At 63.0% G+C, this 26020-nt stretch carries 23 protein-coding genes and 1 pseudogene; 10 read left to right on the top strand and 14 right to left on the bottom strand.

Annotated elements, in window-relative coordinates; genetic code table 11:
• The first annotated feature begins 11 nt into the window (after positions 1-11).
• A pseudogene (locus NKH89_RS30295) lies at positions 12-822 on the top strand (C40 family peptidase).
• 109 nt (positions 823-931) lie between these two features.
• On the opposite strand, the gene NKH89_RS30290 reads toward NKH89_RS30295, so the two are convergent.
• Together NKH89_RS30290 and NKH89_RS30285 are read right to left on the bottom strand one after the other, a co-directional pair.
• Entirely contained in the window at positions 932-1726 is a 795-nt protein-coding gene (locus NKH89_RS30290; RefSeq protein WP_156948065.1) for a DUF6647 family protein, read from the bottom strand.
• A gap of 345 nt (positions 1727-2071) precedes the next feature.
• Positions 2072-2875: a helix-turn-helix domain-containing protein gene (locus NKH89_RS30285; RefSeq protein WP_023718872.1), complete on the bottom strand. Its 804-nt coding sequence runs from the start codon at positions 2873-2875 to the stop codon at positions 2072-2074.
• A 115-nt stretch (positions 2876-2990) separates the two neighbouring features.
• On the opposite strand from NKH89_RS30285, the gene NKH89_RS30280 reads away from it, so the two are divergent.
• The gene (locus NKH89_RS30280) at positions 2991-3851 is read left to right on the top strand and encodes an SMP-30/gluconolactonase/LRE family protein (RefSeq protein ID WP_023718873.1); all 861 of its coding nucleotides are present in this window, start codon (positions 2991-2993) and stop codon (positions 3849-3851) included.
• A gap of 13 nt (positions 3852-3864) precedes the next feature.
• Here NKH89_RS30280 and NKH89_RS30275 read toward each other — a convergent pair whose 3' ends face one another.
• The 4 genes from NKH89_RS30275 to NKH89_RS30260 all read right to left on the bottom strand — a co-directional run bounded on the left by NKH89_RS30275 (position 3865) and on the right by NKH89_RS30260 (position 7401).
• Entirely contained in the window at positions 3865-5577 is a 1713-nt protein-coding gene (locus tag NKH89_RS30275) for a SulP family inorganic anion transporter (RefSeq protein ID WP_352495449.1), read from the bottom strand.
• Between the two features lie 181 nt (positions 5578-5758).
• Positions 5759-6028 (bottom strand): helix-turn-helix domain-containing protein, encoded by a 270-nt coding sequence (locus NKH89_RS30270; protein ID WP_023718875.1) that lies wholly within the window; start codon positions 6026-6028, stop codon positions 5759-5761.
• A gap of 318 nt (positions 6029-6346) precedes the next feature.
• On the bottom strand, positions 6347-7048 hold the full coding sequence (locus NKH89_RS30265; RefSeq protein WP_023718877.1) for a phosphatase PAP2 family protein: 702 nt from the start codon (positions 7046-7048) through the stop codon (positions 6347-6349).
• 14 nt (positions 7049-7062) lie between these two features.
• Positions 7063-7401, bottom strand: a complete 339-nt coding sequence (locus tag NKH89_RS30260) for a hypothetical protein (protein ID WP_352495450.1) — start codon at positions 7399-7401, stop codon at positions 7063-7065.
• A gap of 203 nt (positions 7402-7604) precedes the next feature.
• On the opposite strand from NKH89_RS30260, the gene NKH89_RS30255 reads away from it, so the two are divergent.
• A complete protein-coding gene (locus NKH89_RS30255; protein ID WP_352495451.1) occupies positions 7605-9596 on the top strand; it encodes a PhoX family protein in 1992 nt (663 codons plus the stop codon).
• Positions 9597-9699: 103 nt separating this feature from the next.
• Here the strand turns inward: NKH89_RS30255 and NKH89_RS30250 are convergent, their stop codons facing one another.
• The 4 genes from NKH89_RS30250 to NKH89_RS30235 form a co-directional block, all read right to left on the bottom strand.
• Complete coding sequence (locus NKH89_RS30250) at positions 9700-10380, bottom strand: GNAT family N-acetyltransferase (protein ID WP_352910942.1); 681 nt, start codon at positions 10378-10380, stop codon at positions 9700-9702.
• Entirely contained in the window at positions 10377-10868 is a 492-nt protein-coding gene (locus tag NKH89_RS30245; RefSeq protein WP_023718881.1) for a MarR family winged helix-turn-helix transcriptional regulator, read from the bottom strand. Before NKH89_RS30245 ends, NKH89_RS30250 begins: the two co-directional genes overlap by 4 nt.
• A 137-nt stretch (positions 10869-11005) precedes the next feature.
• On the bottom strand, positions 11006-11767 hold the full coding sequence (locus NKH89_RS30240) for an ABC transporter permease (protein ID WP_023718882.1): 762 nt from the start codon (positions 11765-11767) through the stop codon (positions 11006-11008).
• Positions 11768-11781: 14 nt separating this feature from the next.
• Positions 11782-12708 carry an ABC transporter ATP-binding protein gene (locus tag NKH89_RS30235; RefSeq protein WP_023718883.1) on the bottom strand — a complete coding sequence of 309 codons (927 nt, stop codon included), beginning with the start codon at positions 12706-12708 and terminating at the stop codon, positions 11782-11784.
• Positions 12709-12971: 263 nt separating this feature from the next.
• Here NKH89_RS30235 and NKH89_RS30230 point away from each other — a divergent pair, with 263 nt between their 5' ends.
• The 3 genes from NKH89_RS30230 (at position 12972) to NKH89_RS30220 (ending at position 17982) form a co-directional block, all read left to right on the top strand.
• Positions 12972-14345, top strand: a complete 1374-nt coding sequence (locus NKH89_RS30230) for a cytochrome ubiquinol oxidase subunit I (protein WP_023718884.1) — start codon at positions 12972-12974, stop codon at positions 14343-14345.
• Entirely contained in the window at positions 14342-15346 is a 1005-nt protein-coding gene (locus NKH89_RS30225) for a cytochrome d ubiquinol oxidase subunit II (RefSeq protein ID WP_352481386.1), read from the top strand. Before NKH89_RS30230 ends, NKH89_RS30225 begins: the two co-directional genes overlap by 4 nt.
• Positions 15347-15447: 101 nt before the next feature.
• Entirely contained in the window at positions 15448-17982 is a 2535-nt protein-coding gene (locus NKH89_RS30220; RefSeq protein ID WP_352856655.1) for a mechanosensitive ion channel family protein, read from the top strand.
• Between the two features lie 228 nt (positions 17983-18210).
• On the opposite strand, the gene msrA is transcribed toward NKH89_RS30220, so the two are convergent.
• From msrA to NKH89_RS30200, 4 genes are all read right to left on the bottom strand, one after another.
• Complete coding sequence (gene msrA, locus NKH89_RS30215) at positions 18211-18939, bottom strand: peptide-methionine (S)-S-oxide reductase MsrA (protein ID WP_352481388.1); 729 nt, start codon at positions 18937-18939, stop codon at positions 18211-18213.
• 77 nt (positions 18940-19016) lie between these two features.
• Entirely contained in the window at positions 19017-19319 is a 303-nt protein-coding gene (locus tag NKH89_RS30210; protein WP_352481389.1) for a hypothetical protein, read from the bottom strand.
• A 78-nt stretch (positions 19320-19397) separates the two neighbouring features.
• On the bottom strand, positions 19398-20108 hold the full coding sequence (locus NKH89_RS30205) for a DUF1223 domain-containing protein (protein ID WP_352481390.1): 711 nt from the start codon (positions 20106-20108) through the stop codon (positions 19398-19400).
• A gap of 350 nt (positions 20109-20458) precedes the next feature.
• The gene (locus tag NKH89_RS30200; RefSeq protein ID WP_352910936.1) at positions 20459-21511 is read right to left on the bottom strand and encodes a TadE/TadG family type IV pilus assembly protein; all 1053 of its coding nucleotides are present in this window, start codon (positions 21509-21511) and stop codon (positions 20459-20461) included.
• 157 nt (positions 21512-21668) lie between these two features.
• Here NKH89_RS30200 and lepA point away from each other — a divergent pair, with 157 nt between their 5' ends.
• The 4 genes from lepA (at position 21669) to NKH89_RS30180 (ending at position 25977) form a co-directional block, all read left to right on the top strand.
• The gene (gene lepA, locus NKH89_RS30195) at positions 21669-23474 is read left to right on the top strand and encodes a translation elongation factor 4 (protein ID WP_352910934.1); all 1806 of its coding nucleotides are present in this window, start codon (positions 21669-21671) and stop codon (positions 23472-23474) included.
• Positions 23475-23647: 173 nt separating this feature from the next.
• Complete coding sequence (locus tag NKH89_RS30190) at positions 23648-24172, top strand: hypothetical protein (protein WP_352481393.1); 525 nt, start codon at positions 23648-23650, stop codon at positions 24170-24172.
• A gap of 280 nt (positions 24173-24452) precedes the next feature.
• Entirely contained in the window at positions 24453-24827 is a 375-nt protein-coding gene (locus tag NKH89_RS30185) for a hypothetical protein (protein ID WP_502896353.1), read from the top strand.
• Between the two features lie 526 nt (positions 24828-25353).
• On the top strand, positions 25354-25977 hold the full coding sequence (locus NKH89_RS30180) for a CDGSH iron-sulfur domain-containing protein (protein ID WP_352910931.1): 624 nt from the start codon (positions 25354-25356) through the stop codon (positions 25975-25977).
• Positions 25978-26020 lie beyond the last annotated feature (43 nt).

The following is a 26020-nucleotide window of genomic DNA, read 5'->3' as shown; positions in this document are numbered from 1 at the left end:
CGCCGTCTGGCATGACCGAGCCCGGCGACACGCTTCTGGACCGACTTGGCCGCTGGCTTGCCGGCCGGCTGCAGGAGGAATCGTCCGGCTACGAGCCTTACACGCCGTCGGACGCCGAAACGCTACGCCGCACGCTCGAGCCCGGCGACATCCTGCTCATCGAAGGCAACCAGAAGATCTCGGCGGCGATCAAATACCTCACCCAGTCGACCTGGTCGCATGCCGCCTTTTATGTCGGCGATGCATTGCCGGAGCCCGAGGACGGGTCGGAACGGCGGCGCCTGATCGAGGTCACGCTCGGCGATGGCTGCATCGCCGTGCCGCTGTCGCGCTACCGCAGCTACAACACCCGCATCTGCCGGGCGAGCGGCCTGGCTCCCGACGATCGCGAAGCGGTCGTCGCCTTCATGATCGGCAGGCTGGGTCTCAGATACGATCTCAAGAACATATTCGACATGCTGCGCTACTTCTTGCCGACGCCGCCGGTGCCGGTGCGCTGGCGCCGCCGCATGCTGGCTTTCGGTTCCGGCGACCCGACGCGCGCCATCTGCTCGTCGCTGATCGCCGAGGCTTACGGCCAGATCCGCTACCCGATCCTACCCGAGATTACCCGCGCCCGGCCGTGCCTCGGCCCAGTCGAGCTATTCGCGCAAGGAAATCCTGCACATCCGCCATCATTCGCTCTACACGCCGCGCGACTTCGACCTGTCGCCCTATTTCCGCATCGTCAAGCCGACGCTGGAATACGGCTTCGACTACCGGCAGATGGTCTGGGATGACAAGGCGGTCGCGGCCGCTCCGGAGACGAAGACCGCCGGATAGCCGCTCGATCTTGTGGTTTGAGCATGGGGCCTCCGAGAACCGGTTTTGCGGCCGATACTCTGGGGTAAGAAGCTCAGTCAGACTGGCTGCCCCCGAAGCGGCTTCAGCATCAATACAGGCAGTTCGTGCGAACCAACAGCGTGAAAGGATCGAGCTCAAATTCCTTCAGAAGGTCGCTGCCGAACAAGGCAAGCCACCGCTCTTGCGCCTCAAAGGCCGCCTTCTCGCGTTCTTCCGCGCATGCAAACTTCAGCCCGGCCACGGTTTGGACGTGATGGACCAACTCATGCACAAGTACCGACAGCTCCGCCGGGGTGCCGCCTGTCCAGCCCTCCGGCAAGAAGATAGTCCGTGCTTCGTCATCGTAGATAGCAATAACAGTGGGCTGCTTGCCAACATTGTCCGGACTGGCAAAATTGGGGCTGCTGTTCCAGCGATCCGCCGCCACGTCGCGAAACCGCAAACCTGCCATCCTGCGCGCAGGTACGAAGCTTACCGCCGGGGGCTCTTCGATCGACGGAAGGCCGAGTTCAGACGAAAGCCATACCGCTATTGCCATTAGCGCGGCCGGCTGCGAGCGGTCAGACATCTTCATGGGAGCAAGAGCACCAGGTGCGCCGGGCAATTGGATGCCGGGCCGGGCGGGATCGGGTCCCATAAGCTCCGAGTCGCCCGCGGGCGCGGCAAGCGTCGCTGATGCTACTACACCGGGTGCGCTGAGCAATTCGATATAAGGCAGGACCAACGGCGGCAATCCTGAGCCTGGATCGGCATTGGGTCCTCTAAGCTCCGGCTCGTCCGCGGACGCGGCAAGTGTCGCCGCCAGGATCACGCTTAGGACGCAAGGCAAGCATGCCCTTAAGAGCGCGCTCATGGTCACGACCTCCTTGATCGGCAGCGCCATCAATTTGGGAGACACCGCCGTGATGAAGAAACAACGCCACGAAAGAGCGTTCAGGTTTGCATTGCGGTCAACGAATGCGACGGCTTCGCGACGTGCTCCCGTAACCTGCGAAGCGATGCATAAATTACTGGCCGGTGTCCCGTGCGCACCTCCTGACGCCGGCCCCGGACTGCAAAGCAGCCTGGATAATCACAGGCTCACCCTACGCAAGCCGATGTCCATGCACATCGGCACGGTCACCCAATTTATAGGCGCCGCTTGCCTAGTGTTCGCGGCTTACAAGGCGTCTGTGGAGGACAGCAGCCTAAACCCAAGAATCCGACCTCAGTCGTTCCGTGATTTGACCTAGGCCGGCAGACGTCGTCCGTTTGCGGCGGCCGCAACTCGATTGTCCGTCCGCGCGCCTGCGTCGCGCGGATGTGGCCCGATCGGCATGATCACCGGGAACGGCGTTGCGCCGAACGCAAACGTCCATTTGTAGCCGACCAGCCCGTCTTCGGGCGTCGTGTGCTGGTCGTGATGAGCAAGCAATTTGGCGCGCTCCGCCAATTCCTCCGCCTCGCGCCTGACCATTTCCGCCGTTTCCGGCCGCATCCGCCTGGAGAAGCTGACGAATGTCGCCTCGCGCTCAAGATGGGTGATGGCCCAGCCGATGAAATTCTTGTTGGTCATCTCGAACAGCGGCCGCAATGGCCCGTCGAAATTCCACTGGATCGGCGCCTCGACCAGCAGCCTTGCCGACAGGCCGCCACCAAGCGCGACTAGGCCGAGTTCCTCGAGGTCGCGCAGATAGAGGAACATCGAAGCCTCGCTCAACCCTTGTGAGCGCATGATGCCTTCTGGCGTGAATTTCTCGGAAAGCATGACGAATACGAACAGCAGTGCCGGCCGCCCGGCGAGCCTGCGCTCGATCTCCGGCGCGATCCGGTTGGCAGGTCCCGGTCCCCTGTTCATCGAGCCGAGCACGTTCTCCAACTCCACGCCGGCGGCATCGCAGATCTCGATCAGCCGGTCGAGCTTGCAGTTGCGCTCATGGAAGATGCGCTTCACCGTCGGCTCGGAAACGCCCATCCGCTCGGCAAGGACACGGTAGGTCACGCCCTTGGCCTTAAGCGTCCGCTTCAGCGCTTCGAAGATCGGGCCGTTCATGGGATGCACCTCTTTTACGCGATTTGGTATCAGCCTTCGGTACTAGTCCCGATACATCTTCCCGAAAAGTATCGAAAAGCCTAGCTCTCCCCCATTCCATTACAGGAGACTAGCCATGAAGAGCCTCTTCACCTCGATACTTCTCGCTCTGGTCGGCATCGCCGCCGCGCCGGCAGTTCAGGCGGCCGAACTCTGGCGCGCTACCGGGCTTGAGCAACCGGAATCGGCGCTGTTCGATGCCGCCGGCAAACGCATCATCATCTCCAATATCGTTGGCAATCCCGGCGACGCCGACGGCAATGGATACCTGTCGGTCCTGTCTGTGGACGGCAAGATGGTTACGCAACATTGGACCGACGGCATGGACGCGCCCAAGGGCATGGCGATTGCCGACGGCAAACTCTACGTCGCCGACCTCACCCATGTGCGCGTCGTCGATCTCGCAAGCGGCAAGCTAACATCGACGATCGACTTGCCGAACGCGGTCTTCCTCAACGACGTGACCGCCGACGCGTCCGGCAAGGTCTACGTCACAGATATGCTTGCCGATACGATCTATCGCATCGACGGCGACCGGCCCGAACTGTTCGTCAGGGATGCGGCGCTTGCTTCGCCGAATGGCATCTTCGCCGATGGCGGCCGGCTGATCGTCGCTTCCTGGGGCAAGGGCATCAAGCCCGATTTCAGCACCGCGGAGCCGGGCGGCCTGCTCTCGGTCGATCTCGCCACCAAGGCAATTGCGTCACTGCCCGGCGCAGAAAAGTTCGCTAACCTCGATGGCGTCGTCGCCATCGGCGGCAGCGTTTACGCCACCGCGTATATGACCGGCACGCTCTACAGCTACAAAGCCGGCGGCACGCCGCAAGCGGTTGCGACGTTCAAGCCGGGCAGCGCCGACATCGGCACCGACGGCAAGTCGACAATCTTCGTGCCGCTGATGAACGACGGCGAGATCGCGGCATTAGGCCTCGACTAAGCCAGCCATCGGCTCAGGCGGCGGGCGCGGCTTTCTTCAGCTGCGCCCGCGCATCCGTGATCGAGGCGGCATAAGTCACCAGCGGCCGCTTGACGCCGTGGTTGATCAGCATGCGGCGTATCTGCGGTGAAGCGCCTAATATAATGAAGCGAACGCCGGCGCGGCTGGCCTTGTGGGCCGCGCCCTCGATGACATTGGCCGCCGTCGAATCGAAGAACGGCACCGCCGAACAATCGAGGATGAAGTTCCTGCGCTGGTCGGCGATGCGGTCCAGCACCGTGCCGACGGTCGAGGCGGCGCCGAAGAAGAAGGCGCCCGATATCCGGTAGACGACAGTATCGGCATCGCTCGCCTCGCTGGAATCATAAGCGCTGGCGCGGTCGGCGACGTCTTCCTGCACCAAGGATTGATGGTCCGCCTCCACCGCGATGCTCTTGGCCATGCGGTCGATGAACAGGATTGAGCCCAGCGCAAAACCGACGACGATGCCTTCAGTCAGGTCGCGGAAGATGACGATCAGGAACGTCGCCATCAGTACCAGCGCATCGCCGCGCGAGGCGCGCAGCAAGGTGGCGAAGGCCTGTTTCTCGAACATGTTCCAGCACACCACCGCCAGCACGCCGGCAAGTGCTGCAAGCGGGATATAGCTGGCCAGCGGTGCCGCCACCAGCATCAGGGCAAGCAGGATGGCCGAGTGCATCATGCCTGAGACCGGTCCATGCGCGCCGGCCCGTACATTGGTCGCGGTGCGGGCAATGGTGCCGGTGGTGCAGATACCGCCGAACAAGGCGGAGGCGATATTGGCGAAGCCCTGCGCCACCAACTCGCAATTGGAGCGATGCCGCCTTCCGGTCATGCCGTCAGCGACGACGGCCGACAGCAGCGATTCGATCGCCCCGAGCAGCGCAAAGGCGATGGCGTCCGGCAGCACGTCGATTATCCTGTCGAGGCTGAGCGGCGGGAAGGCCGGCCATTGCAGGCTGCGCGGGATGCCGCCGAAGCGCGTGCCGATCGTTTCGGCCGGCATGGCGAGCAATGCCACGACGAGTGATGCCAGCCCGATGGCAATCAGCATGGCCGGCCACTTCGGCCGAAACCGCTTCAACAGCGCAATGGTGATGATGGTCAGTGCCGCCACCGCGGTTGCGGCGAGGTTGATCGTTCCGGCCGCCTCGCCGATGGCCATCAGCTTGGGCACCAGCGGCCCCGGTTCCTTGCCGGCGAGCTTCAGCCCGAAGAGTTCGACGATCTGGCCGGAGAAGATGATGACGGCGATGCCGGCGGTGAAGCCGACGGTCACCGGATACGGGATGAACTTGATGTAGGTGCCAAGCCCGAGATAGCCGATGGCAAGCAGGAACAGGCCGGCCATCATCGTCGCCAGCAGCAAGCCGTCGACGCCAACTCGCGCCACCGTCGCAGCCACCAGCACAATGAAGGCGCCGGCCGGGCCGCCGATCTGGAAACGGCTGCCGCCAAGCGCCGAGACCAGGAAGCCGCCAATGATCGAGGTGTAGAGCCCGCGCTCCGGCGTCACGCCTGAAGCAATGGCAATTGCCATCGACAGCGGCAGCGCCACGATGGCGACAGTCAGCCCGGCGATGGCATCCGCCTTGAAGTGCGCGAGCGTATAGCCCTCGCGCAGCACCGTCACCAGCTTCGGCGTGAACAGTTCGGAAAATGTCGGCCGTGCCGGTTGATGCACTGCCCGCCGGGTCTGATCCATCGAGTGCCTTCCCCATGAAACCAAGGAGGCGGCGGGATCGTCGGCAGGACTGTCGGCGGTCGCCGTCGCGACTTGGAGCGGCGTGCGTCCAAATCGACGCACAGGTACGCTCCAACACTTTTGAACCGCGCATTGGACTATCCGAAAATCGATTTCGATTTTCGGCGATGCGGCAGTACCGTCAGCCTTGCGGGTTCTGCGGCGTGACAGGCTTGAGGCGAACGCCCCTGCCGCCACGCTCGCTCGCCTGGTTGTCGCCGATCAGCTCGACCCCGGCCTCTTCAAGGGCCTGGATGACCTTCATCAGCGTATCGACCACGCCCCGGACCACGCCGTCGCTCGCTTCCATGCGCTGAATGGTTGGAAGCGAAACCCCGGCGCGCTCGGCGAGCGTCTTCTGATCGATGCCGGCCAGCGCCCTCGCGGCACGCATCTGCGCGGCAGTGATCATCGGCCATAACCCCCGTCTGAGTCTGCGATATCACGTGTAATACCTTCATTATGATGGTTCAAGCATCATCTTGCATATGTGAAACATGCAGCACTCTTTGCCAGCCGATGCGCTAGCATGCTACAATTTCGGCATCGTTTGGCGGGACATCCATTGCGATCCCGATTTCACAGGCAACGACTCAAAAAGGATGAGCAGGTGAAGATATTCAATGCGTTGGCGACCTCGACAGCCTTGCTGTCGATGGTTTTCCTGCTGGCAGGCTGCGGTCATGGCCTGATCAACAGGCTGATTTGACCGCAAATCGACTGACATGAGTCAGGTGCCGCCGGCCCGCCCGAGCCATCGCTGCAGGAACCGGGCCGCAAGCCAGCACAGCATCGCCCAGGCAAAGCCGGCGCACCAGCCGGCCAATACGTCGGAGGGCCAGTGGACGCCGAGATAGATGCGGCTGATGCCGACCACCACCGTCGTCAGCACCGCCAGACCGAGCACATAGATCTTCGTTGTCCGCCCGGGCAAAAACCGCGCCGCCATGCTGCCCAGCGTCAAATATGTCACCGCCGACAGCATGGCGTGGCCGCTCGGAAACGAAAGTGATGCCACGTCGGCGAGATGCGAGACCAGATCGGGGCGCGGCCGATCTATATCGAACTTGAGCACGCTTGACAGGACCTGGCCGCCCGCTACCGCGATGAACATGAGAAGCGCCGCGCCTGGCCTGCGGATGAGGAGCAGATAGACGATCATTGCTGCCGTGATCAGCACCAACACGCTGGCGCTGCCGAGGCTGGTGATGTCGCGCATCGCTCCTTCCAGCCACGCCGGTCCGATCGGATTGTCGGGTTGGCCGGCCTTGCGGAAGGCAAGCAGGATTTCGGTATCGAAGGCATGCGGCGTAGTGGCCCGCGCCATCTCCATTAGCTCCTCGAACCCCCACAGCCCGCCGGCAATGATCAGCCCGGCCAGCAGAACCGGGAACTCCAGCCAGTTGCGCAGTCTGCTTGCGGTCTTCTTCATCGGCCCGATCGCAGTTACAGCCTTTGCAGATAGGGTCCGAGCGTGATCAGCGCCACAGCTGCGATGGCAAGCATGATGCCGGTCGCCTGCAAGGCATTGACGCGCTCGCCGAAGAAGACCAGCGCCACCACATTCACCGACACCAGCTGGATCACCGCTGACAGGCTGAACGACACCGACATGCCGAATTCACGGATCAGCCTCAGCATGATCAGATTGCCGAGCGAATAGAGCGCCAACGTCAGCACGATCTTGCCAAAGCTCGGCGCCAGTCCCCATTGCTTCGCCGCCGTCGCCGCAAGCAGGAAGATCACTGTCGAAATGCAGAGCTGCCCAAGTCCCCAGAAACTCACTTTTTGCTCCTCCCGATGCGGTCCTTGCGCGCCTGCCGCAGCTCTTGTTTCCGAAGCGCCGGTCGCGGTCAAGCGGGGCTGATGTTGGGCACGAAATCGCAGATGGCAATTAGCCGGCATGTCATCAAACTGTGACCTGCCGGCGATACCGGATTGGCCAGGCAACACGCTCCAGCAATCCATCCAGCCAGAGGCAGGCCCCTATGACCGAACATCGCACCCCTGACGCCCATTTCCGCACCAGCCTGCTCGAGGAAAACGATGGGCCAGGAGCCAATCCCAGCGACAACCGCACCATGGGTGAGATCATCGCCGCGCGGTTCTCGCGCCGCGGCTTCCTCAACGGCTCGCTTGCCGTCTCGGCCATAGCCGCTACCGTCAGCCCGCTGGCGCTGATCACCGCCGACAACGCCCGCGCCGCCGAAGGCTCCGCCTTCGCTTTCGACGAGCTCGAGGCCGGCATCGACGACAAGCATCACGTTGCACCCGGTTATGACGCCGACGTGCTGCTGCGCTGGGGCGATCCGCTGTTCGCCGATTCGCCGGAATTCGATCCGACAAAACAGTCGGCGGAAGCCCAGGCCAGACAATTCGGCTACAACAATGACTATGTCGGTTATATCCCGATCGACGGCTCGGCCGAGCACGGCCTGCTGGTGGTCAACCACGAATACACCAATCCGCACCTGATGTTTCCGGGCCTCGTCACCATCGTCGATGGCAAAGCCAAGCAGGCGCCTCTCAGCAAGGAACAAGTCGACGTCGAGATGGCCGCGCATGGCGGCACCATTGTCGAGATCCGCAAGGAAGCCGGCAAATGGCAGGTCGTTCGCGACGGCAAGCTCAACCGCCGCATCACCTCCAACACCGAGATCGCGCTGTCCGGCCCCGTCGCCGGCCACGACCGCGTCAAGACCAGCGCCGACCCGACCGGCACGAAAGTCGTCGGCACCGTCAACAATTGTGCCGGCGGCGTCACGCCGTGGGGCACCTATGTCATGGCCGAGGAGAACATCCACGGCTATTTCTCGGGCGAGCTGCCGCAAGGCCACAAGGAAGCGGCCAATTACAAGCGGCTCGGCATTCCCGAAGGTGCTTATGAATGGGCAGCGCATTACGACCGTTTCGACATCGGCAAAGAGCCGAACGAGCCGAACCGCTTTGGCTGGATCGTCGAGGTCGACGTCCAGGATCCGACTTCGGTGCCGAAGAAGCGCACCGCAATGGGCCGCTTCAAGCATGAGGGCGCCGAATCGATCGTCGCCAAGGATGGCCGTGTCGTCTTCTACCTCGGCGACGACGAGCGCTTCGACTATGTCTATAAGTTCGTCACCACAGGCAAGTTCAATCCGGACGACCGCGCCGCCAATATGGATTTGCTCGACGACGGCACCTTGCATGTCGCCAAGTTTGCCGACGACGGTTCGGTCGAATGGCTGCCGATCGTCTTCGGCCAAGGGCCGCTGACGGCGGAGAACGGCTTTGCCAGCCAGGCCGACGTGCTGATCGAGACGCGCCGCGCCGCCGACCTGCTCGGCGCCACCAAGATGGACCGCCCTGAAGACATCCAGCCCAATGCCGCCAACGGCAAGGTCTATGTCATGCTGACCAACAATTCGAAGCGCAAGGCCGATCAGGTCGACGCCGCCAACCCGCGTGCCGAAAATGCCTTTGGCCACATCATCGAGATCGTCGAGGACGGTGGCGATTTTGCCGCCACCAAGGGCAAGTGGGAGGTGCTCTTGAAATGCGGTGAGCCCTCGGTTGCGGCAGTCGGCGCCACCTTCTCGACCGCAACCACGGCCAATGGCTGGTTCGGCATGCCGGACAATTGCGCGGTTGATTCGACCGGCCGCCTCTGGGTCGCCACCGACGGTCAGGGTCCGAAGGCCACTGGCCGCACCGACGGTCTGTGGGCGGTCGATACGGAAGGGCCGGCGCGGGCGACCTCAAAACTGTTCTTCCGCGTGCCGATCGGCGCCGAAATGTGTGGTCCCCTGTTTGCGCCGGACGACCAGACCGCTTTCGTTGCCGTCCAGCATCCAGGCGACGGTGGCGAGGACTGGGAGGCTTTCGGCCGTCCGTCCTACTATGAGGATTTGTCGACCCGCTGGCCCGACTTCAAGCCGGACATGCCGGTGCGGCCGGCGGTCGTTGCCATCACCAGGCAAGGTGGTGGCAAGATCGCGGTCTGACACGCAGCAAGGTCTTGCAGTCTCAAGGAAGGATTTCGGCGATACGAAATCCTTCCTTTCCCGATGCGGGATGCATCCATGCTACGCATTATGCGCCGACGAATCATTCGGTGCGCTGAACCACGGCCACATTCATTGTGCTTCGCAACCTGAAGCCAATGGACTCGTAAAGTCTAATGGCCGTGGCGTTGCTGGCATAAGCGTGGAGATAGGGAATTTCGTCGCGCGCCACTATCCGGTTTGCCACGAATATGGACAACAGCTTGCCCAGGCCACCGCCGCGAAATTTCGGATGTGAGCACACTCCGCTGAGTTCGGTATAGCCAGGTTGCTTCATGCGCTCGCCGGCCATTGCTGCAAGTCTGCCCTCGATTTTCACACCCCAAAAATCGCCCAGGCTCAAGGCTTCGAGCGTGAATGGGCCAGGCTTGGTGACCAACGCCAGAGCCAGCATCTCAGCGGCGTCGTCTCGCGTCAGACGTTGCACGCGCCCGTCGGACACGATCTGCAATGGCTGCTCGGCAATCATCTGAACCCCGGCCGCGGTCGAAGTCGCGGAAAGCCCCGTGGGCAGAGCAATGGCTTCCGCTTGAAGCAGGATCACACTCTCGCCCGGGGAGACAAGCTTTTCGAGCGCCCGCAGGCTTTCCGCGTCGTCCGCGCCAGTGGCGGCGAAAGGAACAATCGACGGCCGATATCGCCTGGCGAGGTTGCCACCTTGCGCGAAGGCCTGATGTCGCGTCTGAAGCGCGCTCCAGATCGGGCGGTCAAGCAGGTGTTTCATTGCACGGCATCTCTCGGTTTTGGTGCACGACGGTCGAGAGGAGCCGCGGCGAGGCCGTCCTCGATGGCGGCCAACTGATCGAGAAGCGGCCCCGAAAGATCCGCGCACAGATCCGCGACGGCGTTCTCGATGCGCGGCCAGACCTCGCGCTTTGCGACATCGACCAGCCGCCGGCCGTCCCTGGTGAGGGAGACGATCCTGCGCCGCTGGTCATCGATCGACGGACTGACCTCGAGCAATCCCAACTCGGCGAGAAGCGAGACGCTTCGCGTTACGCCTGGCTGCGCGATGCCAAGGGATTGCGCCAGTTCCCCGACAGGCAGGGGGCCTAGCCTGTCGAGCGCGGCCAGCAGTGGGTACTGGCTCGCCTGAACCGGAACATCCAGCCGGTCGAGAAGGCGCTGCGCCTCCGCTTGCAGTTGCTCGCCTATACGCTTCATCCTGCTGCCCAGGCACAGGAAGCCAAGCGATCGTATGACGTCTTCCATAGGCCAATCCGCCTCGCGATAAATCATAACATGATATATAACAAAACATGAAGGTCAAGGGGCTATCGTTGCAGGGGCTGCACTCAGTGCTGTTTCCGTTGATCGATAAGGCTGCTTTGCTTGGCAAGGCCAATCGATCAGTTGCGCAGCCGGTAGCCGGTTCTGAAGATCCAGGCGACGATCGCTATGCAGACAAGCAGGAAGACCACCGTCATGCCGAGGCTGACGCCGACCGAAACGTCGGATTTGCCGTAGAAGCTCCAGCGGAAGCCGCTAACCAGGTAGACCACCGGGTTGAACAGCGTCACCGTGCGCCAGATGCCGGGCAGCATGTTGATCGAATAGAAGCTGCCGCCGAGGAAGGTCAGCGGTGTGATGATCAGCAGCGGCACCAGCTGCAGTTGCTCGAAGCTTCTTGCCCAGATGCCGATGATGAAGCCGAACAGGCTGAAGGTCACGGCCGTCAGCACCAGGAAAGCGAGCATCCAGAACGGATGCTCGATCGTCAGCGGCACGAACAGCGAGGCCGTCGCCAAAATGATCAGGCCAAGCACGATCGACTTTGTCGCCGCACCTCCGACATAGGCGATGACGATCTCCAGATAGGACACCGGCGCCGACAGCAATTCGTAGATCGAGCCGACGAATTTCGGAAAGTAGATGGCGAAGGAGGCGTTGGAGATCGACTGCGTCAGCAGCGACAGCATAATCAGCCCCGGCACGATGAAGGCGCCGTAGCTGATGCCGTCGATCTCGGTGATGCGCGAGCCGATGGCCGAGCCGAAGACGACGAAATAGAGCGACGTCGAAATGACCGGCGAAACGATGCTCTGCAGCACAGTGCGAAGGGCGCGCGCCATCTCCACCCGATAAATCGCCCATACCGCATGAAGGTTCATGGCCGCGCGCGGGTTCATGCCTGTTTCCTCACCAGATTGACGAAGATCTCCTCGAGCGAGCTGTTTTCCGTATCGATGTCGCGGAACTGGATGCCGGCCGCCTCGAGCTCGCGGATCAGCGAGGCGACGCCCGGCCGTTCGCTCTGGTTGTCATAGGTATAGGTCAGCTGCCCGCCATCGGGCGAAAGCTCCAGCGCGTAGTGCGAAAAAGCATCGGGAACGGTGGCCAACGGGCTGCGCAGTTCCAGCACAAGCCGTTTGCGGCCAAGCTTTCGCATCAGCTCGGCCTTGTCCTCGACCAGCACGATCTCGCCGCGGTTGATGACGCCGACGCGATCGGCCATCGCCTCGGCTTCTTCGATGTAGTGCGTGGTCAGGATGATGGTGACGCCGTCTTCGCGCAGCCGGCGCACCATCGCCCACATGTCCTGGCGCAGCTCGACATCGACGCCGGCGGTCGGTTCGTCGAGGAACAGGATTCGCGGCTCGTGCGACAACGCCTTGGCGATCATCAGCCGGCGTTTCATGCCGCCGGACAGCGTGATCGCCTTGGCGTCCTTCTTGTCCCAGAGCGACAGGTCGCGCAGCACTTTTTCGACGAACGCCTTGTCCGCCGGCTTGCCGAACAGGCCGCGGCTGTAATTGACCGTCGCCCACACGCTCTCGAAGGCATCGATGGTCAGTTCCTGCGGCACCAGCCCGATCAGGCCGCGCGCAGCGCGGTAGTCGCGGTTGATGTCATGGCCGTCGACCGTGACGGTGCCCGACGAGCGGTTGACGATGCCGCAGACGATCGAGATCAGCGTCGTCTTGCCGGCGCCGTTCGGCCCCAGCAGCGCAAATATCTCGCCGCGCACGATATCGAGATTGATCTCCTTCAACGCCTTGAAGCCGGTGGCGTAGGTCTTCGTGACCCCGGAAATCGAGATGATCGGCTGCATGGCTGAAAACGGCTGCTTGAAACAGAGTTGTTGATTTAATCCGCTGAATGTCGGTGCGCAAATCCGGATGTCAATGGCGCTCCTGACAGTTCTGGACATCGAGGTTCGCCGGAATAGGCAACACCCGCCTGGTCGTCCAGCAAAATTCCACGCAAAAGCAGATTAACCGGCACTGCGGCGTTCCGCCTCGCGGCGGGACGCCGCTTTGACCGCCCGGCGCATGAAGCCTATCCTTGTACAAACAAGCAGCAGCTGGAGCCGCCATGGACCCGCTCATCCTGTCGCGCATACAGTTCGGCGCGAACATCTCGTTCCACATCCTGTTCCCGGCGATCACCATCGCGCTCGGCTGGGTGCTGCTGTTCTTCAAGCTCCGCTACAACGCGACAGGCGACTCCGCCTGGATGCGCGCTTATTTCACCTGGGTTAAGGTATTCGCGCTGTCCTTCGCCATGGGCGTGGTTTCCGGCGTCACCATGAGTTTTCAGTTCGGCACCAACTGGCCGGGCTATATGGAGACGGTCGGCAACATCGCCGGCCCGCTGCTGGCTTACGAGATCCTGACGGCCTTTTTCCTCGAGGCGGCGTTCCTCGGCATCATGCTGTTCGGCTTCCGCCGCGTCTCAAACCGCGTCCACACGCTGGCGACGGTGCTGGTAGCCGGCGGCACCACTCTGTCCGCCTTCTGGATCATCGCCCTCAATTCGTGGATGCAGACGCCGGCCGGCTTCGAAATTCGCGATGGTGTTGCGCACGCCACCGACTGGTGGGCCGTTGTCTTCAATCCGTCCATGCCCTACCGGCTCGTTCATATGCTGCTTGCTTCGGGGCTGACCGTCTCGTTCCTGATCGCTGGCCTGTCGGCGCTGCGCTATCTCTACGGCGATCGCTCGGAATCGATGTGGAAGGCGCTGCGCACCGGTGTCTTCGCCGCCGCGATCCTGATCCCGATCCAGATCTTTGCCGGCGACCAGCACGGCCTCAACACGCTTGAACATCAGCCGCAGAAGATCGCCGCCATGGAGGCCAACTGGAACACCGGTCCCAACGTGCCGCTGGTGCTGTTTGCGCTTCCCGACGAAGCGGCCAAGGAGAACAGGTTCGAGCTCACCATTCCCGACGGCGCCAGCCTCATCCTCAGGCACAGCGCCGGCGGCATCGTACCGGGGCTGAACGATTATGCCGGCAACCATCCTCCGGTGTTTCCGGTGTTCTGGGGCTTTCGCATCATGGTCGGCACCGGCCTGTTGATGCTCGTCGTCTCCTGGTCGGCGGCCTTCTTCCTCAAGCGTCGCCACAGCCTGCCTAAGCCGCTGGCGCTGGTCATGGTGCCGATGGCACTGTCCGGCTGGCTGGCGACGCTGGCCGGCTGGTACACCACCGAGATCGGCCGCCAGCCCTGGCTGGTCACCGGCGTGCTGCGTACCGCCGATGCTGTCGGCCCGGTCGCCGGCAGCCATGTCGCGCTGTCGCTCGCGGTCTATCTCATCCTCTACGTGCTGCTGCTGATCGCCTATCTCGGCGTGTTGGTGCATCTGGCATTGAAGGCGGCGAAGGATGGTGACACCTCGCCGCTGCCGGGCGTCATGAACAGGCCGCTGTCGCAGCCGGTTGCGCAACCGGGAGAAACATCATGAGCTTCGACTGGCCGACCCTGTTGCCTCTGATCTTCGCCGGCCTGATGGGCCTAGCCATCCTGATCTACGTCATCCTCGACGGCTTCGATCTCGGCATCGGCATCCTGTTCGCCGCAGCCGAAGACACCGAACAGGATACGATGATCGCCGCCATCGGCCCGTTCTGGGACGCCAACGAGACCTGGCTGGTGCTGGCGGTCGGCCTGCTGCTGGTCGCCTTCCCATTGGCGCACGGCACCATCCTGACCGCGCTCTACATTCCGGTTTTCGTGCTGCTGGTCGGCTTGATCCTGCGCGGCGTCGCCTTCGATTTCCGCGCCAAAGTGCCGGCCGGCAGGAAGCACCGCTGGAACCGCATCTTCTTCCTCGGTTCGGTCATCGCGTCGCTGGCGCAGGGCTATATGCTCGGCGTCTATGTGCTCGGCCTCGACGTCGGCCCTGGCGGCATGGCTTTCGGGGCGCTCGTGGCGCTCTGCCTTGCCGCCGCCTACGCGGCGATGGGCGCGGCCTGGGTCATCTACAAGACGGAAGGCGACTTGCAGAAGAAAGCGGTGCTGTGGCTGCGCACGGCACTGGTGCTGACCGCGCTCGGCATGGTTGCAGTATCACTGGCCACGCCCTTTGCCAGCGCGCGCATCTTCGACAAATGGTTCGTCTGGCCGGCCATGCTCTATTTGTCGCCGTTGCCGATCCTGTCGGCAGTGCTGTTCCTGTGGCTGTGGCGCCAGACCTTTCATCTGCCGAAGCCCGACGATCGCCACGCGCTGCTCCCGTTCCTGACATTGGCCGCGATCTTCACGCTTGGCTTTGCCGGGCTCGCCTGGTCGTTCTACCCCTTCGTCGTGCCCGACCGGCTGACCATCTGGCAGGCTGCTTCGGCACCCGAAAGCCTGGCCGTCATCCTGGTCGGGACAGTCGTCGTGCTGCCGATCATCATCTTCTATTCGTTCTTTGCCTACCGCGTGTTCGGCGGCAAGGCGACGGATCTGACCTATGACTGACCGGCTTCGCCGGCGCCGGCCGAAACAGAATATTCATCTTCAAGCGGAATAACCTTCTCTGGCCGGCCCAGCAGAATCGCCGGCAGAAGAAGGGCAACAGAATGACCCCCTTTTTTGCGGCGAGACAGGATCGGCTGTTGCTGATGCTGATCCGGACGGTCGCGCTGGTCGGCGCACTCGCGCTTGCAGGCCTGCTGCCGGCCATGCCGCAGGCGCATGCGCAGGACGCGGCCAGCTGGACCGGCGTGTGGGACACGAAATGGCGCGGCGGCGGCGCCCAGATCAAGTTCGAGCAGACCGGCGCCGACGTAAAGGGCGTCTACCCGCTTTACAGCGGCCGTATCGAGGCGAAGGCCGAAGGCGACAAGCTTGTCGGCCACTGGTTCGAAGGCGACCGCCAGGGCGCCTTCACCTTCGTCCAGTCGCCTGACGGCGAAAGCTTCATGGGCCGTTTCGATGTCGCCACCGCCGAATGGTGGACAGGCGTGCGCGTCAGCGCCGTCGAGGACGTCCGTGTCGACCAGTCGAGCCCGATGAGCACCATGCGCTCGTTCCTGCAGACGATGAACGAGAGCGGCGCCGACAACGTGCCGCGCGCGACCGGCGGCGGCATGGGTCTTGCCGGTCTGGCAGCGGGCCTCGTCGACGTCACCGAGGCCGACCGCGGCGGCCTCAACATGCCCGATTACACCAAGCTCCTGTTCACCGTCATCGACAACGCGACGTTCCGCCTGTGGAGCTTGCCGCATGATACGATTGCCGGCGACGAGGTGACGGCGACGCTCCCGCAATATGGCACCAGGGTTTCCTTCGATCTCACCTTTCGCCGCAAGAATGGCGAGTGGTCTATCGTCGGGCCGCCACTTGGCCAGCTTCAGGCCAAGCTCGCCGAATTCCAGGAAGCGCGTGGCGAAGCCGTCGACATGGTCGACGATCCGAGCAGGCTCGCCTCGCCACGCGATACGTTCAAGGTACTGTTGAGCGGCCTCACCGAGGCCGGCGATCCGGCACAGGCGGCGCTCGACCTGCGCAACTACAGTCAGGCGGTGCGCGGCGACGAGGCGTTCCTGCTCGAGCGCTATCTCAAAAAGGTCATCGACCGCATCGGCTATGTCTACTGGCAGGAGATCCCCGACGACCCGAAGAGCAACACCCCCTTCATCTATTTCGAGCATCCCGCCGGCAACATCGTCATCGGCCCGGTCGAGACCGAGAAGGGCAAGATCTGGCAGTTCACGCCCGAGACGCTCGCCCACATCCGCGCGCTCTACGCCGACGTGGAAGACGTGCCGGTGGCGCCGGAGTTCGCTGCCTTCGCCAGCACCGACCCGTTCTTCATCGCCCGTGGCCTCGCCCGCGAGATCAGCCCCGGCCTGCTCACCCGCGCCGGACCGATGGAGCACTGGCAGTGGTGGATGCTCGGCCTTGCCGCAGTGGCCGGCATCGTTTTCGGCTTCATCGCCAATGCGCTGATTTCCTTGATTGTGCGAAGGACGGACAGCTCGGCCTTCTTCCGCATCGTCGAATGGGCGGTGCGTTCGATCGTGCTTGGGTTCTTCCTGCTGTTGACGCTGCGCCCGCTCGGTCTGCCGCAAGTGGTCGCCGCCCCGGTCAAGGCAATCGCCTGGAGCCTGATCGTGATCGGTGCCGTGCCGGTGGTCTGGCACCTGATCGGCAAGGTCGCCGAACACTATCGTGGACTGTGGCAAGTGCCCGGCTACCACGACACGCTGATTTCGCTGTCCACCGGCGTCGCGCGCGTCGCCGTGCTGGTCGTCGCCTTCCTGCTGTTGGCCGAAGTGCTCGCCATTCCCTACGAAGGCGTCATTGCTGGTCTCGGCATCGGCGGTCTGGCGGTGGCGCTGGCGGCGCAGCCGACGCTGCAGAACTTCCTCTCCGGCCTGACGCTCTATGCCGATCGGCCGGTCAGCGTCGGCGACTTCTGCAAGTTCGGCGACCAGTCCGGCACGATCGAGCATATCGGCATGCGCTCGACACGCATCCGGTCGCTCGACCGCACGATCATCTCGGTGCCGAATTCGGATTTCGCCGGCATGCAGATCGAGAACTACGCGCATCGCGACCGCACCCGGTTCGCGACGACGCTGCAGCTGCGCTACGAGACGACGCCCGATCAGCTGCGTTACGTCCTGGCCGAGCTGCGCAAGCTGCTGATCGCCCATCCGCGCGTCATCGACGAGCCATGCCGCGTGCGCTTTGCCGGCTTCGGCGCCTATTCGCTCGACATCGACGTGTTCACCTACGTCAAAACCGCCGACGTGGCCGAATTCCAAGCCATCCGCGAGGACATCCTGTTGTCCATGATCAACATCATGGATGATGCCGGCGCGCAGTTCGCCTTCCCTTCGTCACTGGAATACAGAGCCACCGATCTTGCGGTCGACCACGAAAAACGCATCGCCGCGGAGAAAAGGGTCAGCGATTGGCGCGAGGCGGAAAACCTGCCTTTCCCCGAGTTCAGCCAGATCGACAAATTTGCCCTCAACAACACGCTTGCCTACCCGCCTCGGGGCTCGGCGCATTATCGTGAGACAGAGCCCGACCCGGACTCGGCCGAGGCAAAGGCGACACTGGAGAAAGTGCGTTGGAGCCTGCCCTGGAAAAAGGGGAGGTAGTTTCGAGACGTTGGCGGGACAGCACCCCCCTCTGGCCTGCCGGCCATCTCCCCCGCAAGGGGGGAGATTAGCAGTTTCAGCGCTCCGCTCGTCCTGAACGTTGGAGATTTGGCGAAGGTCGAGGTGATAGCCGATCTCCCCCCTTGCGGGGGAGATGTCCGGCAGGACAGAGGGGGGTGCGAAGGATCGCCGACGCTTATTCTCCGTCGCGCCCGCCGGCGCAAAAAATCAGCTCTTGTTGGCGGCCAGCACCAGCACCGGCTTTTCGCTGTAGAGATTGGGGAACAGCCGCTTCAGATTCTCGACCTTGGGCAGATCATTGTAGACGATATAGGGATAGGTCGGGTTGAGCGTCAGGAAGTCCTGGTGATAGTCCTCGGCCGGATAGAAGGTCTTGCCGGTCTCCAGCGTCGTCACGATCGGCTTTGCAAACACCTTGGCCCTGTCGAGCTGGGCGATGTAGCTTTCGGCGATCTTTTTCTGCGTGTCGTTTTCGGCAAAAATCGTCGAGCGGTACTGGGTGCCGCTGTCCGGCCCCTGGTAGTTCAGTTGCGTCGGATTGTGCGCGACCGAGAAATACACTTGCAGCAGCTGGCCATAGGTGACTTTGGACGGCTGATAGGTGATCTCGACGGATTCGGCGTGGCCCGTCCGGCTGGTACCGACCATTTCATAGACGGCCGTGTCCTTGTCGCCGCCGGCATAGCCGGAGACCGCGCTGGTTACGCCGTTGACGTGCTGGAACACGCCTTGGACGCCCCAGAAGCAGCCGCCGGCGAAGACCGCCTTTTCGGTCCCGGCGGTGGCCTTCTCGTCCATTGCCGGCGGCGGGATCACCACCGCGTCTTCGGCCGAGACTGCCGGCGTCTGCCAGAACACGGCAGCGGCGGCCGTGAGAATGAGCGCGGCAAGTGCTGTTTTTGCGAAAATCGACGATCGTTTCAGGGCTCCGGTCATGTCTGATCTCCCATGATGCTGGTGTGGATTATACGACGGATAGGTCCGCCGGGCTCTCACATTGCTGTGCGCATCGCCTATTTGGCCGGAGCCATGGCATCGCAGGCCTTGGTCGCCTCTGCCTTCTTCATGGCGTCCGTCTCGGCGGCGGCCTTGTCCATGCAGTCGGCCTTCATCGGATCGCCCGCCTTCATCGCAGTTGTGGCCATTGCATCAGGCGCCATGGCGCCGGCCGGCTTCATGGCATCGGTTGCCGGCTTCATGGCGTTTATCGCCATCGCCGGCTTCATCGCATCTTCGGCCCGCGCCGCGCCTCCGGTGAACAGCGCCGTCGAGCAAAGTGCGAGGGCGAGTGCCGCCAGGGTCAGGTGATTGGTCATGGTGGTCTCCTTGGGTTATGGCAGGGTTGATCGCATGCGGCGGTGCCGCTGCGGCGTTGCGCAAATTCGGAACGGGTTCTAATTCGCAGCGGCACCGAGGATCGGCCCGCCGCCCGGCACCTGGACCAGCACCGCGGTGCTGAGGCCGCGTGCAGCGGCCGGCAACGGCAGCGCGGTGGCGTCGCCGGTCCAACTGCCCAGCCTGGTCAGCGAATGCACGACATTGGCGTGCGGCAGCGTGCGCCCGGTGTTTTCGCCGCGCGCCACCGGCACCTCGACGACGCCTTGCCGGTAGTGAACCAGCCAGACATCGGCCCTGCCGCCCGGCACCGGACCGGCGCCGATGCTGACCTTTCCACCGGCGAGCGACAGCGAAGGTCCGTCGGCGTGGCCGCCGCTCGAAATCAGCTGCTCGATCTCGCCCGGCCTGGCGCCGACGGCATCGGCCTTGCCGTTGACCACCACTTGCGGCGTGAACGGGCCGGAACGGCCGAGCGACGGCTCGTAACTGACCTGACGCTGCGTGAATTCGTCTTTGCCGAATGTATCCTTCCAGCCGAGATAGTCCCAGTAGGTGACGTTGAAGGACAGCGCCAGCACACCAGGCCGGTCCTTGACCTTGATCAGATTGGCATTGGCCGGCGGGCAGGACGAACAGCCCTGGCTGGTGAACAACTCGACGACGGTCAGCGTCTGGCCGGCAGCCGCGCTGGTTGCCGAAAACCCGATTGCCGAAAACAGTGCCAGGGAAAGCCCGACAAGGGCCGTGCTGCGTTTCGATCCGGTCATCGCTGTCCTCATGTGCGGTTCCATGTCCAAACTTCGCCGCCGACGCACGGTTCGTTACAGCATCACCGCTTCGTGATTGAGGAGAAGTCCAAGTTTTTTCGTCTTAGGGATTGGCGAGAGCCGAGGCGACATCCGATCTCCCCCCTTGTGGGGGAGATGTCCGGCAGGACAGAGGGGGGCGCCACCGAGCGTCATCCTACGTGGACGCCGAGTAACGCCAACTCGATGCTAGGATGGGCCAAGCGGATTGGAGGTTGCCAGATTTGCAAATTACGAGAGCCGCGGGACAGCGCCCCCTCTGGCCTGCCGGCCATCTCCCCCACACGGGGGGAGATCGGCACTTGGCCCGGCTATTGTGTAAGCACGGTCTCCGAAGGCCGCTTGTTGAAGGCGCACTTGCCGGTCACCGTGTAGAAGAAGTCGGCATTCGAAATGGCTGCCGGTACGGGATTGCCGCCATCTTCCCAAGCCTGTTTGCTGCTCTGGCCGCATGGCACGAGGGTGAAGATATCGACGGTTTCTCCGTTCGCAATTTCGACGCCGTCGGCGTAAAGCCGGTTCGATGTCGCCGGATCGTTCGATTTGAGCACGGATGGATTGCCGGACGGCACATCCATCCGCAGGTACAGCTGGTCCATCTGGCTGACGTCGATCACCGCACCAGCACTCGTCGCGGGATACATCGTGCTGACGCAGGTGGTTGCGTATTTCCTGCCGTATGAGTCGGTCTGGGTGATCGTGGTGCTGGGCAAGCCGTAGAAGCTGAGCACCGTGGCGGTCGTGCATACTTGCTGCTGGACCAGCGTGGTCGTCGTTCCGTTGATCGTATACACGCTGGCTGTGCCGTAGCCCTTAGGGTCGCCATAACCGTTGTATGTGTAGTCGAGCTTCATCAGCTTGTTAGCCAGCGTGTCACCAAACTTGGTGCCATAGAGCGTCATCGTTTTGTTCCAATAGCCCGAGATCTTATCGACTTTGAACGTGGCCTCCACCAATGCCGGCCGCTTTGTCACCGCCGACGCGACGCCGACCTGCACCGTGTTGATCTTGACGATCTGCATGAAACTCGTCGGCATGGCGAAGCCAGCCGAAGCCTTGATGCTGGCAGCGCCGTCGGTAGCGACGACGAAGCTGTCGAGCTTGGCCGTGCCTTGCCCGCCATTGGCCAGGTATGCCTCCTGCAGCTTCACCTGGCGGTCCGCCAACGTCGTGGTCGTCTCCAGCGTCGTGATCGACAGCGACGCGGCATCGAGCGCGTTCTGCATCGAGGCCCTGGTTGAAACCGCCGAGGTATAGTCGATGGAAAAACCCAATGCGGCAACCATCGGCATAAGCAAGATGGCGAGCATTGGCGCGAACGAGCCGCTCACCGAGTTGAGAAATTTGCGTGCGGACAGCGGCATTCCGATCCCCCGAAACGGCGATAGACCGGTGGGCTATCACGCCGGGCGCAAACTATGCTCTAATCTCATGGATCAAAGTTTAACGACTTTGGCCCCCGCCGCCGCTCCCGCGCCCCGCCGCTTGCCCATGCAGCGTGCCCCTGCTAAAGCGCGCCGCATGACCACGCCGATCAAAAACATCCGCAATTTCTCCATCGTTGCCCATATCGACCACGGCAAATCCACGCTTGCCGACCGGCTGATCCAGTCGACCGGCGGGCTGGAGCTGCGCGACATGAAGGAGCAGGTGCTGGACTCGATGGACATCGAGCGCGAGCGCGGCATCACCATCAAGGCGCAGACGGTGCGGCTGAAGTACCGCGCCAATAGTGGCGAGGATTACATCCTCAACCTGATCGACACGCCCGGCCATGTCGACTTCGCCTATGAGGTGTCGCGTTCGCTGGCCGCCTGCGAGGGCTCGCTGCTGGTCGTCGATGCCTCGCAAGGGGTCGAGGCGCAGACGCTGGCCAATGTCTACCAGGCCATCGACAACAACCACGAGATCGTCGTGGTGCTGAACAAGGTCGACCTGCCGGCGGCCGAGCCCGAGCGCATCCGCGAGCAGGTCGAGGAGGTGATCGGCATCGACGCCTCCAACGCCGTGTTGATCTCGGCCAAGACCGGGCTTGGCATTCCGGACGTGCTCGAGGCCATCGTCAACGATCTGCCGCCGCCGCGCGAGGGCGACATCACGGCTCCATTGAAGGCGATGCTGGTCGACTCCTGGTACGACGCCTATCTCGGCGTCATCGTGCTGGTCCGCATCATCGACGGCGTGCTGAAGAAGGGCCAGACCATCCGCATGATGGGCACCGGCGCCCGATATCTGGTCGAGCGCACCGGCGTCTTCACGCCCGCCCGCGTCAATGTCGACGAGCTCGGCCCCGGCGAGTTCGGCTTCTTCACCGGCTCGATCAAGGAAGTCGCCGACACCCGCGTCGGCGACACCATCACCGAGGACAAGCGCCCGACGGCGCAGGCCCTGCCCGGCTTCAAGCCGGCGCAGCCGGTGGTGTTCTGCGGCCTGTTCCCGGTCGACGCCGCCGATTTCGAGGATCTGCGCGCCGCGGTCGGCAAGCTGCGCCTCAACGACGCGTCCTTCTCCTATGAAATGGAAACCAGTGCGGCACTTGGCTTCGGCTATCGCTGCGGCTTCCTTGGCTTGCTGCATCTGGAGATCATCCAGGAGCGGCTGGAGCGCGAGTTCAATCTCGACCTCATCGCCACCGCGCCCAGCGTCGTCTACCGCCTGGCGTTGACCGACGGCACGGTGAAGGAATTGCACAACCCGGCGGACATGCCCGACGTGGTCAAGATTGCGGCCATCGAGGAGCCGTGGATCCGCGCCACCATCCTCACCCCCGACGACTATCTCGGCGGTATCCTGAAACTCTGCCAGGACAGGCGCGGCATCCAGTTCGATCTGTCCTATGTCGGCAAGCGTGCCATGCTGATCTACGACCTGCCGCTCAACGAGGTCGTGTTCGACTTCTACGACCGGCTGAAGTCGATCTCAAAGGGCTACGCCTCCTTCGATTATCACCTCACCGACTACAAGGAAGGCGACCTGGTCAAAATGTCGATCCTGGTCAATGAGGAGCCGGTCGACGCGCTGTCGATGCTGGTCCACCGCACGGCCGCGGAAAAGCGCGGCCGGCTGATGTGCGAGAAGCTGAAGGAGCTGATCCCGAACCATCTGTTCAAGATCCCGATCCAGGCGGCGATCGGCGGCAAGGTCATCGCCCGCGAGACCATCTCGGCGCTGCGCAAGGACGTCACGGCCAAATGCTACGGCGGCGACGTCTCACGCAAACGCAAGCTGCTCGACAAGCAGAAAGAGGGCAAGAAGCGGATGCGCCAGTTCGGGAAAGTGGATATCCCGCAAGAGGCGTTTATCCAGGCGCTGAAGATGGGGGATTGAACGGGGTTACGCCCATTTCCCCCGTGGCCGGGCTGTTCCCAATTTCGAGCTGACCGAACCGCCTCCCGATACGATTAAATATGCGCCGGCCAATGCCCTTCGCTTTAGGCAGCGGGCCGCCATTGGAGAAGGTCCCGTCTTGAAGTATCCTTGAGCTTGGAAGGGAGGTCCCGATGCGTCCCGCCAGCCCTGCTATCTCCGACACGATCGCCGCGATCGGCCTTGCCATCGGCGGCGCGATGGGCCTCGTCGGCACCTTCGTCGAGAGCGCGTCCCTTCGCGAAACACTCTGGACGATCGACGGCGTCGCACTGGTGGTAGCAACCGCGCTGCTGACGATGAAATATCAGCGGCTGGGCAATGACTGCGTGGCGGCCGGATTTCTGACCTTTCTCGCCGGCGAGAGCCTGCTGCTCGCCGGCAATGCGGCGGGGCTTGAGGCCAGCGTGCCCTCCTATGTCGGCGGTATCTCGCTCTGGGCGGCGGCGCTGGTCATGGTCAGCGCGCCGAAAACCTTCGCCCTGTGGATGCGGCTCACCGCTGTCGTGGCGGCTGTGCTGTTCGTCGTCTCAGTGGGCCTGATCCTCTGGGGCACCCCTTTGCTGCCGACCTCGGCGCCGCTGCCCGCTGCCGGATATCCCTTCCTGGTGCTCACATTCATCGGCTGGATATGGACCCTGCTGAAGCCCGATCGTTGAGCCCGTCGGACCGCCCCTCTCCGGCAGCTTCGCGGCCACCTCTCCCCCACCATGTGGGGGCGAGGAACCCAGGTCTTGTGAGGCTTCGGCGATTGGCGGTTTCCTCGCCCCACGAAGTGGGGAGAGGTGGTTTGCGAAGCAAACCGGAGAGGGGTCTTCCTTGGCAGCCTCGCGCGTCTTGCGACGCAAATGCCGCAATCACCTCTTCCACCCTTCAACCCGCCATGCCATGTTCCCCCGCGCGGCCGAGCAGGCCGTTTCATTCCGGGGGGAATTCATCATGTTGTCTTACGCTTTCGCGCGCCGCGTTGCCGCTGCGCTGTTCATCGTCGGATTGTTTGCGCCCGTCGCGCATGCCGGCGATGTCACGTTCGAGATCAAGAACAGCCATCCCAACGCCATGCGCGTCGAACTGTACAGCCAGGACCGCGACCACGTCTGGCCGGGCAACAATCAGGATTATTATCTCAACGACGGCGAGACCAAGTCGATCCCGCTGTCCTGCAATGACGGCGAATCGATCTGCTACGGCGCCTGGGTCGATGGTGACGAGAATACCTATTGGGGTGTCGGCCCCGCCAACGCGGAAAAATGCGACGATTGCTGCTACACCTGCAGTGGCGGCGAGACCGAGGAAATCGATCTGGTTCCGTGAACTGTCTCCCTTTTGTTCGAGGGCTATTGCACACCGGCAAGCGCCCCCTCACCCGGATTGCCAACCGAATTGCGAAGGGGAATTCGGGGCAATCCGACCTCTCCCCGAGGGGAGAGGAGTCGCCTGCACTGGCGCCAGCCTCTTCTCCCCTCGGGGAGAAGGTGGCCGCGAAGCGGCCGGATGAGGGGGACTCCTGTATGCGATTGCCTCACCCTTGTGGGCCAGGTGGTCGTACAGAGGCCATAGCAGCGGAGCGCTGTCCCGCCAGCGTCGGCCGGCAACGCCGGAATTCAAAGCTGAAACAAAAAACCCGCCTCGGTGGGGCGGGTCGTTGGAGCCAATTGGCACCATAGTCAAATTAGTAGCATAGCTGCCGGCACAAAGCAAGAACAAAATGTAGTGCTGCGAGCAAAAAATGCGAATTCCCTTCCCGCCGCGCCCGAGGTCGGCCCTCACGAGGTGGAGAATGCTGCCTTGACGTCGTCCTGGCCGTCGCCATAGCGTAGTCCGAGAGGAGATCCCACCCATGGCAGTGGTCGAAGGCGAAAACATAGAGATCGGCTTTTCGGGAAAACGTTGCATCCATTCGCGCAACTGCGTGCTTGGCGATCCGCGTGTCTTCGTGCCCAATGCGCCCGACCAGTGGATCCACCCCGAGGCGGCCAGCGTCGAGAAGATCGTGGCGCTCGCCGAAGGCTGCCCGTCCGGCGCCATCACCTATGTCCGCAAGGATGGCGGGCCGCAGGAACAGCCGCCGGTGCTCAACATTGTGCGCATAAGGGAAAACGGCCCGCTGGCCGTGCATGCCGAGATCGTGCTGGGCGGCGAAACATTTTACCGCGCCACGCTCTGCCGCTGCGGCGCCTCGGAAAACAAGCCGTTCTGCGATGGCAGCCACGCCAAGGCGGGCTTCACCGCCACCGGCGAGCCGGCGCTGAAAGACACGCCGGCATTGGAAGCGCGCGATGGCCCGCTCACCGTCACGCCGACCACCAACGGCCCGCTCAAGCTCGAAGGCAATCTCGAAATCGTCACCGGCACCGGCCACACGGTCGACCGCACGCAACGCACCTTCCTCTGCCGCTGCGGCCACTCCGCCAACAAGCCGTTCTGCGATGGCAGCCACAAGCGCGTGGGGTTTGTCGGGTAATTGCCAAGGTTGCGATCCGTCACACCCCCCTCTGTCCTGCCGG

Source organism: Mesorhizobium sp. M0923 (genome assembly GCF_040319365.1).
In the GTDB taxonomy this organism is placed as follows: Bacteria; Pseudomonadota; Alphaproteobacteria; order Rhizobiales; family Rhizobiaceae; genus Mesorhizobium.
Note: the sequence above shows the minus strand (reverse complement) of the source record. Positions and strands in the feature narration are given on the sequence as shown.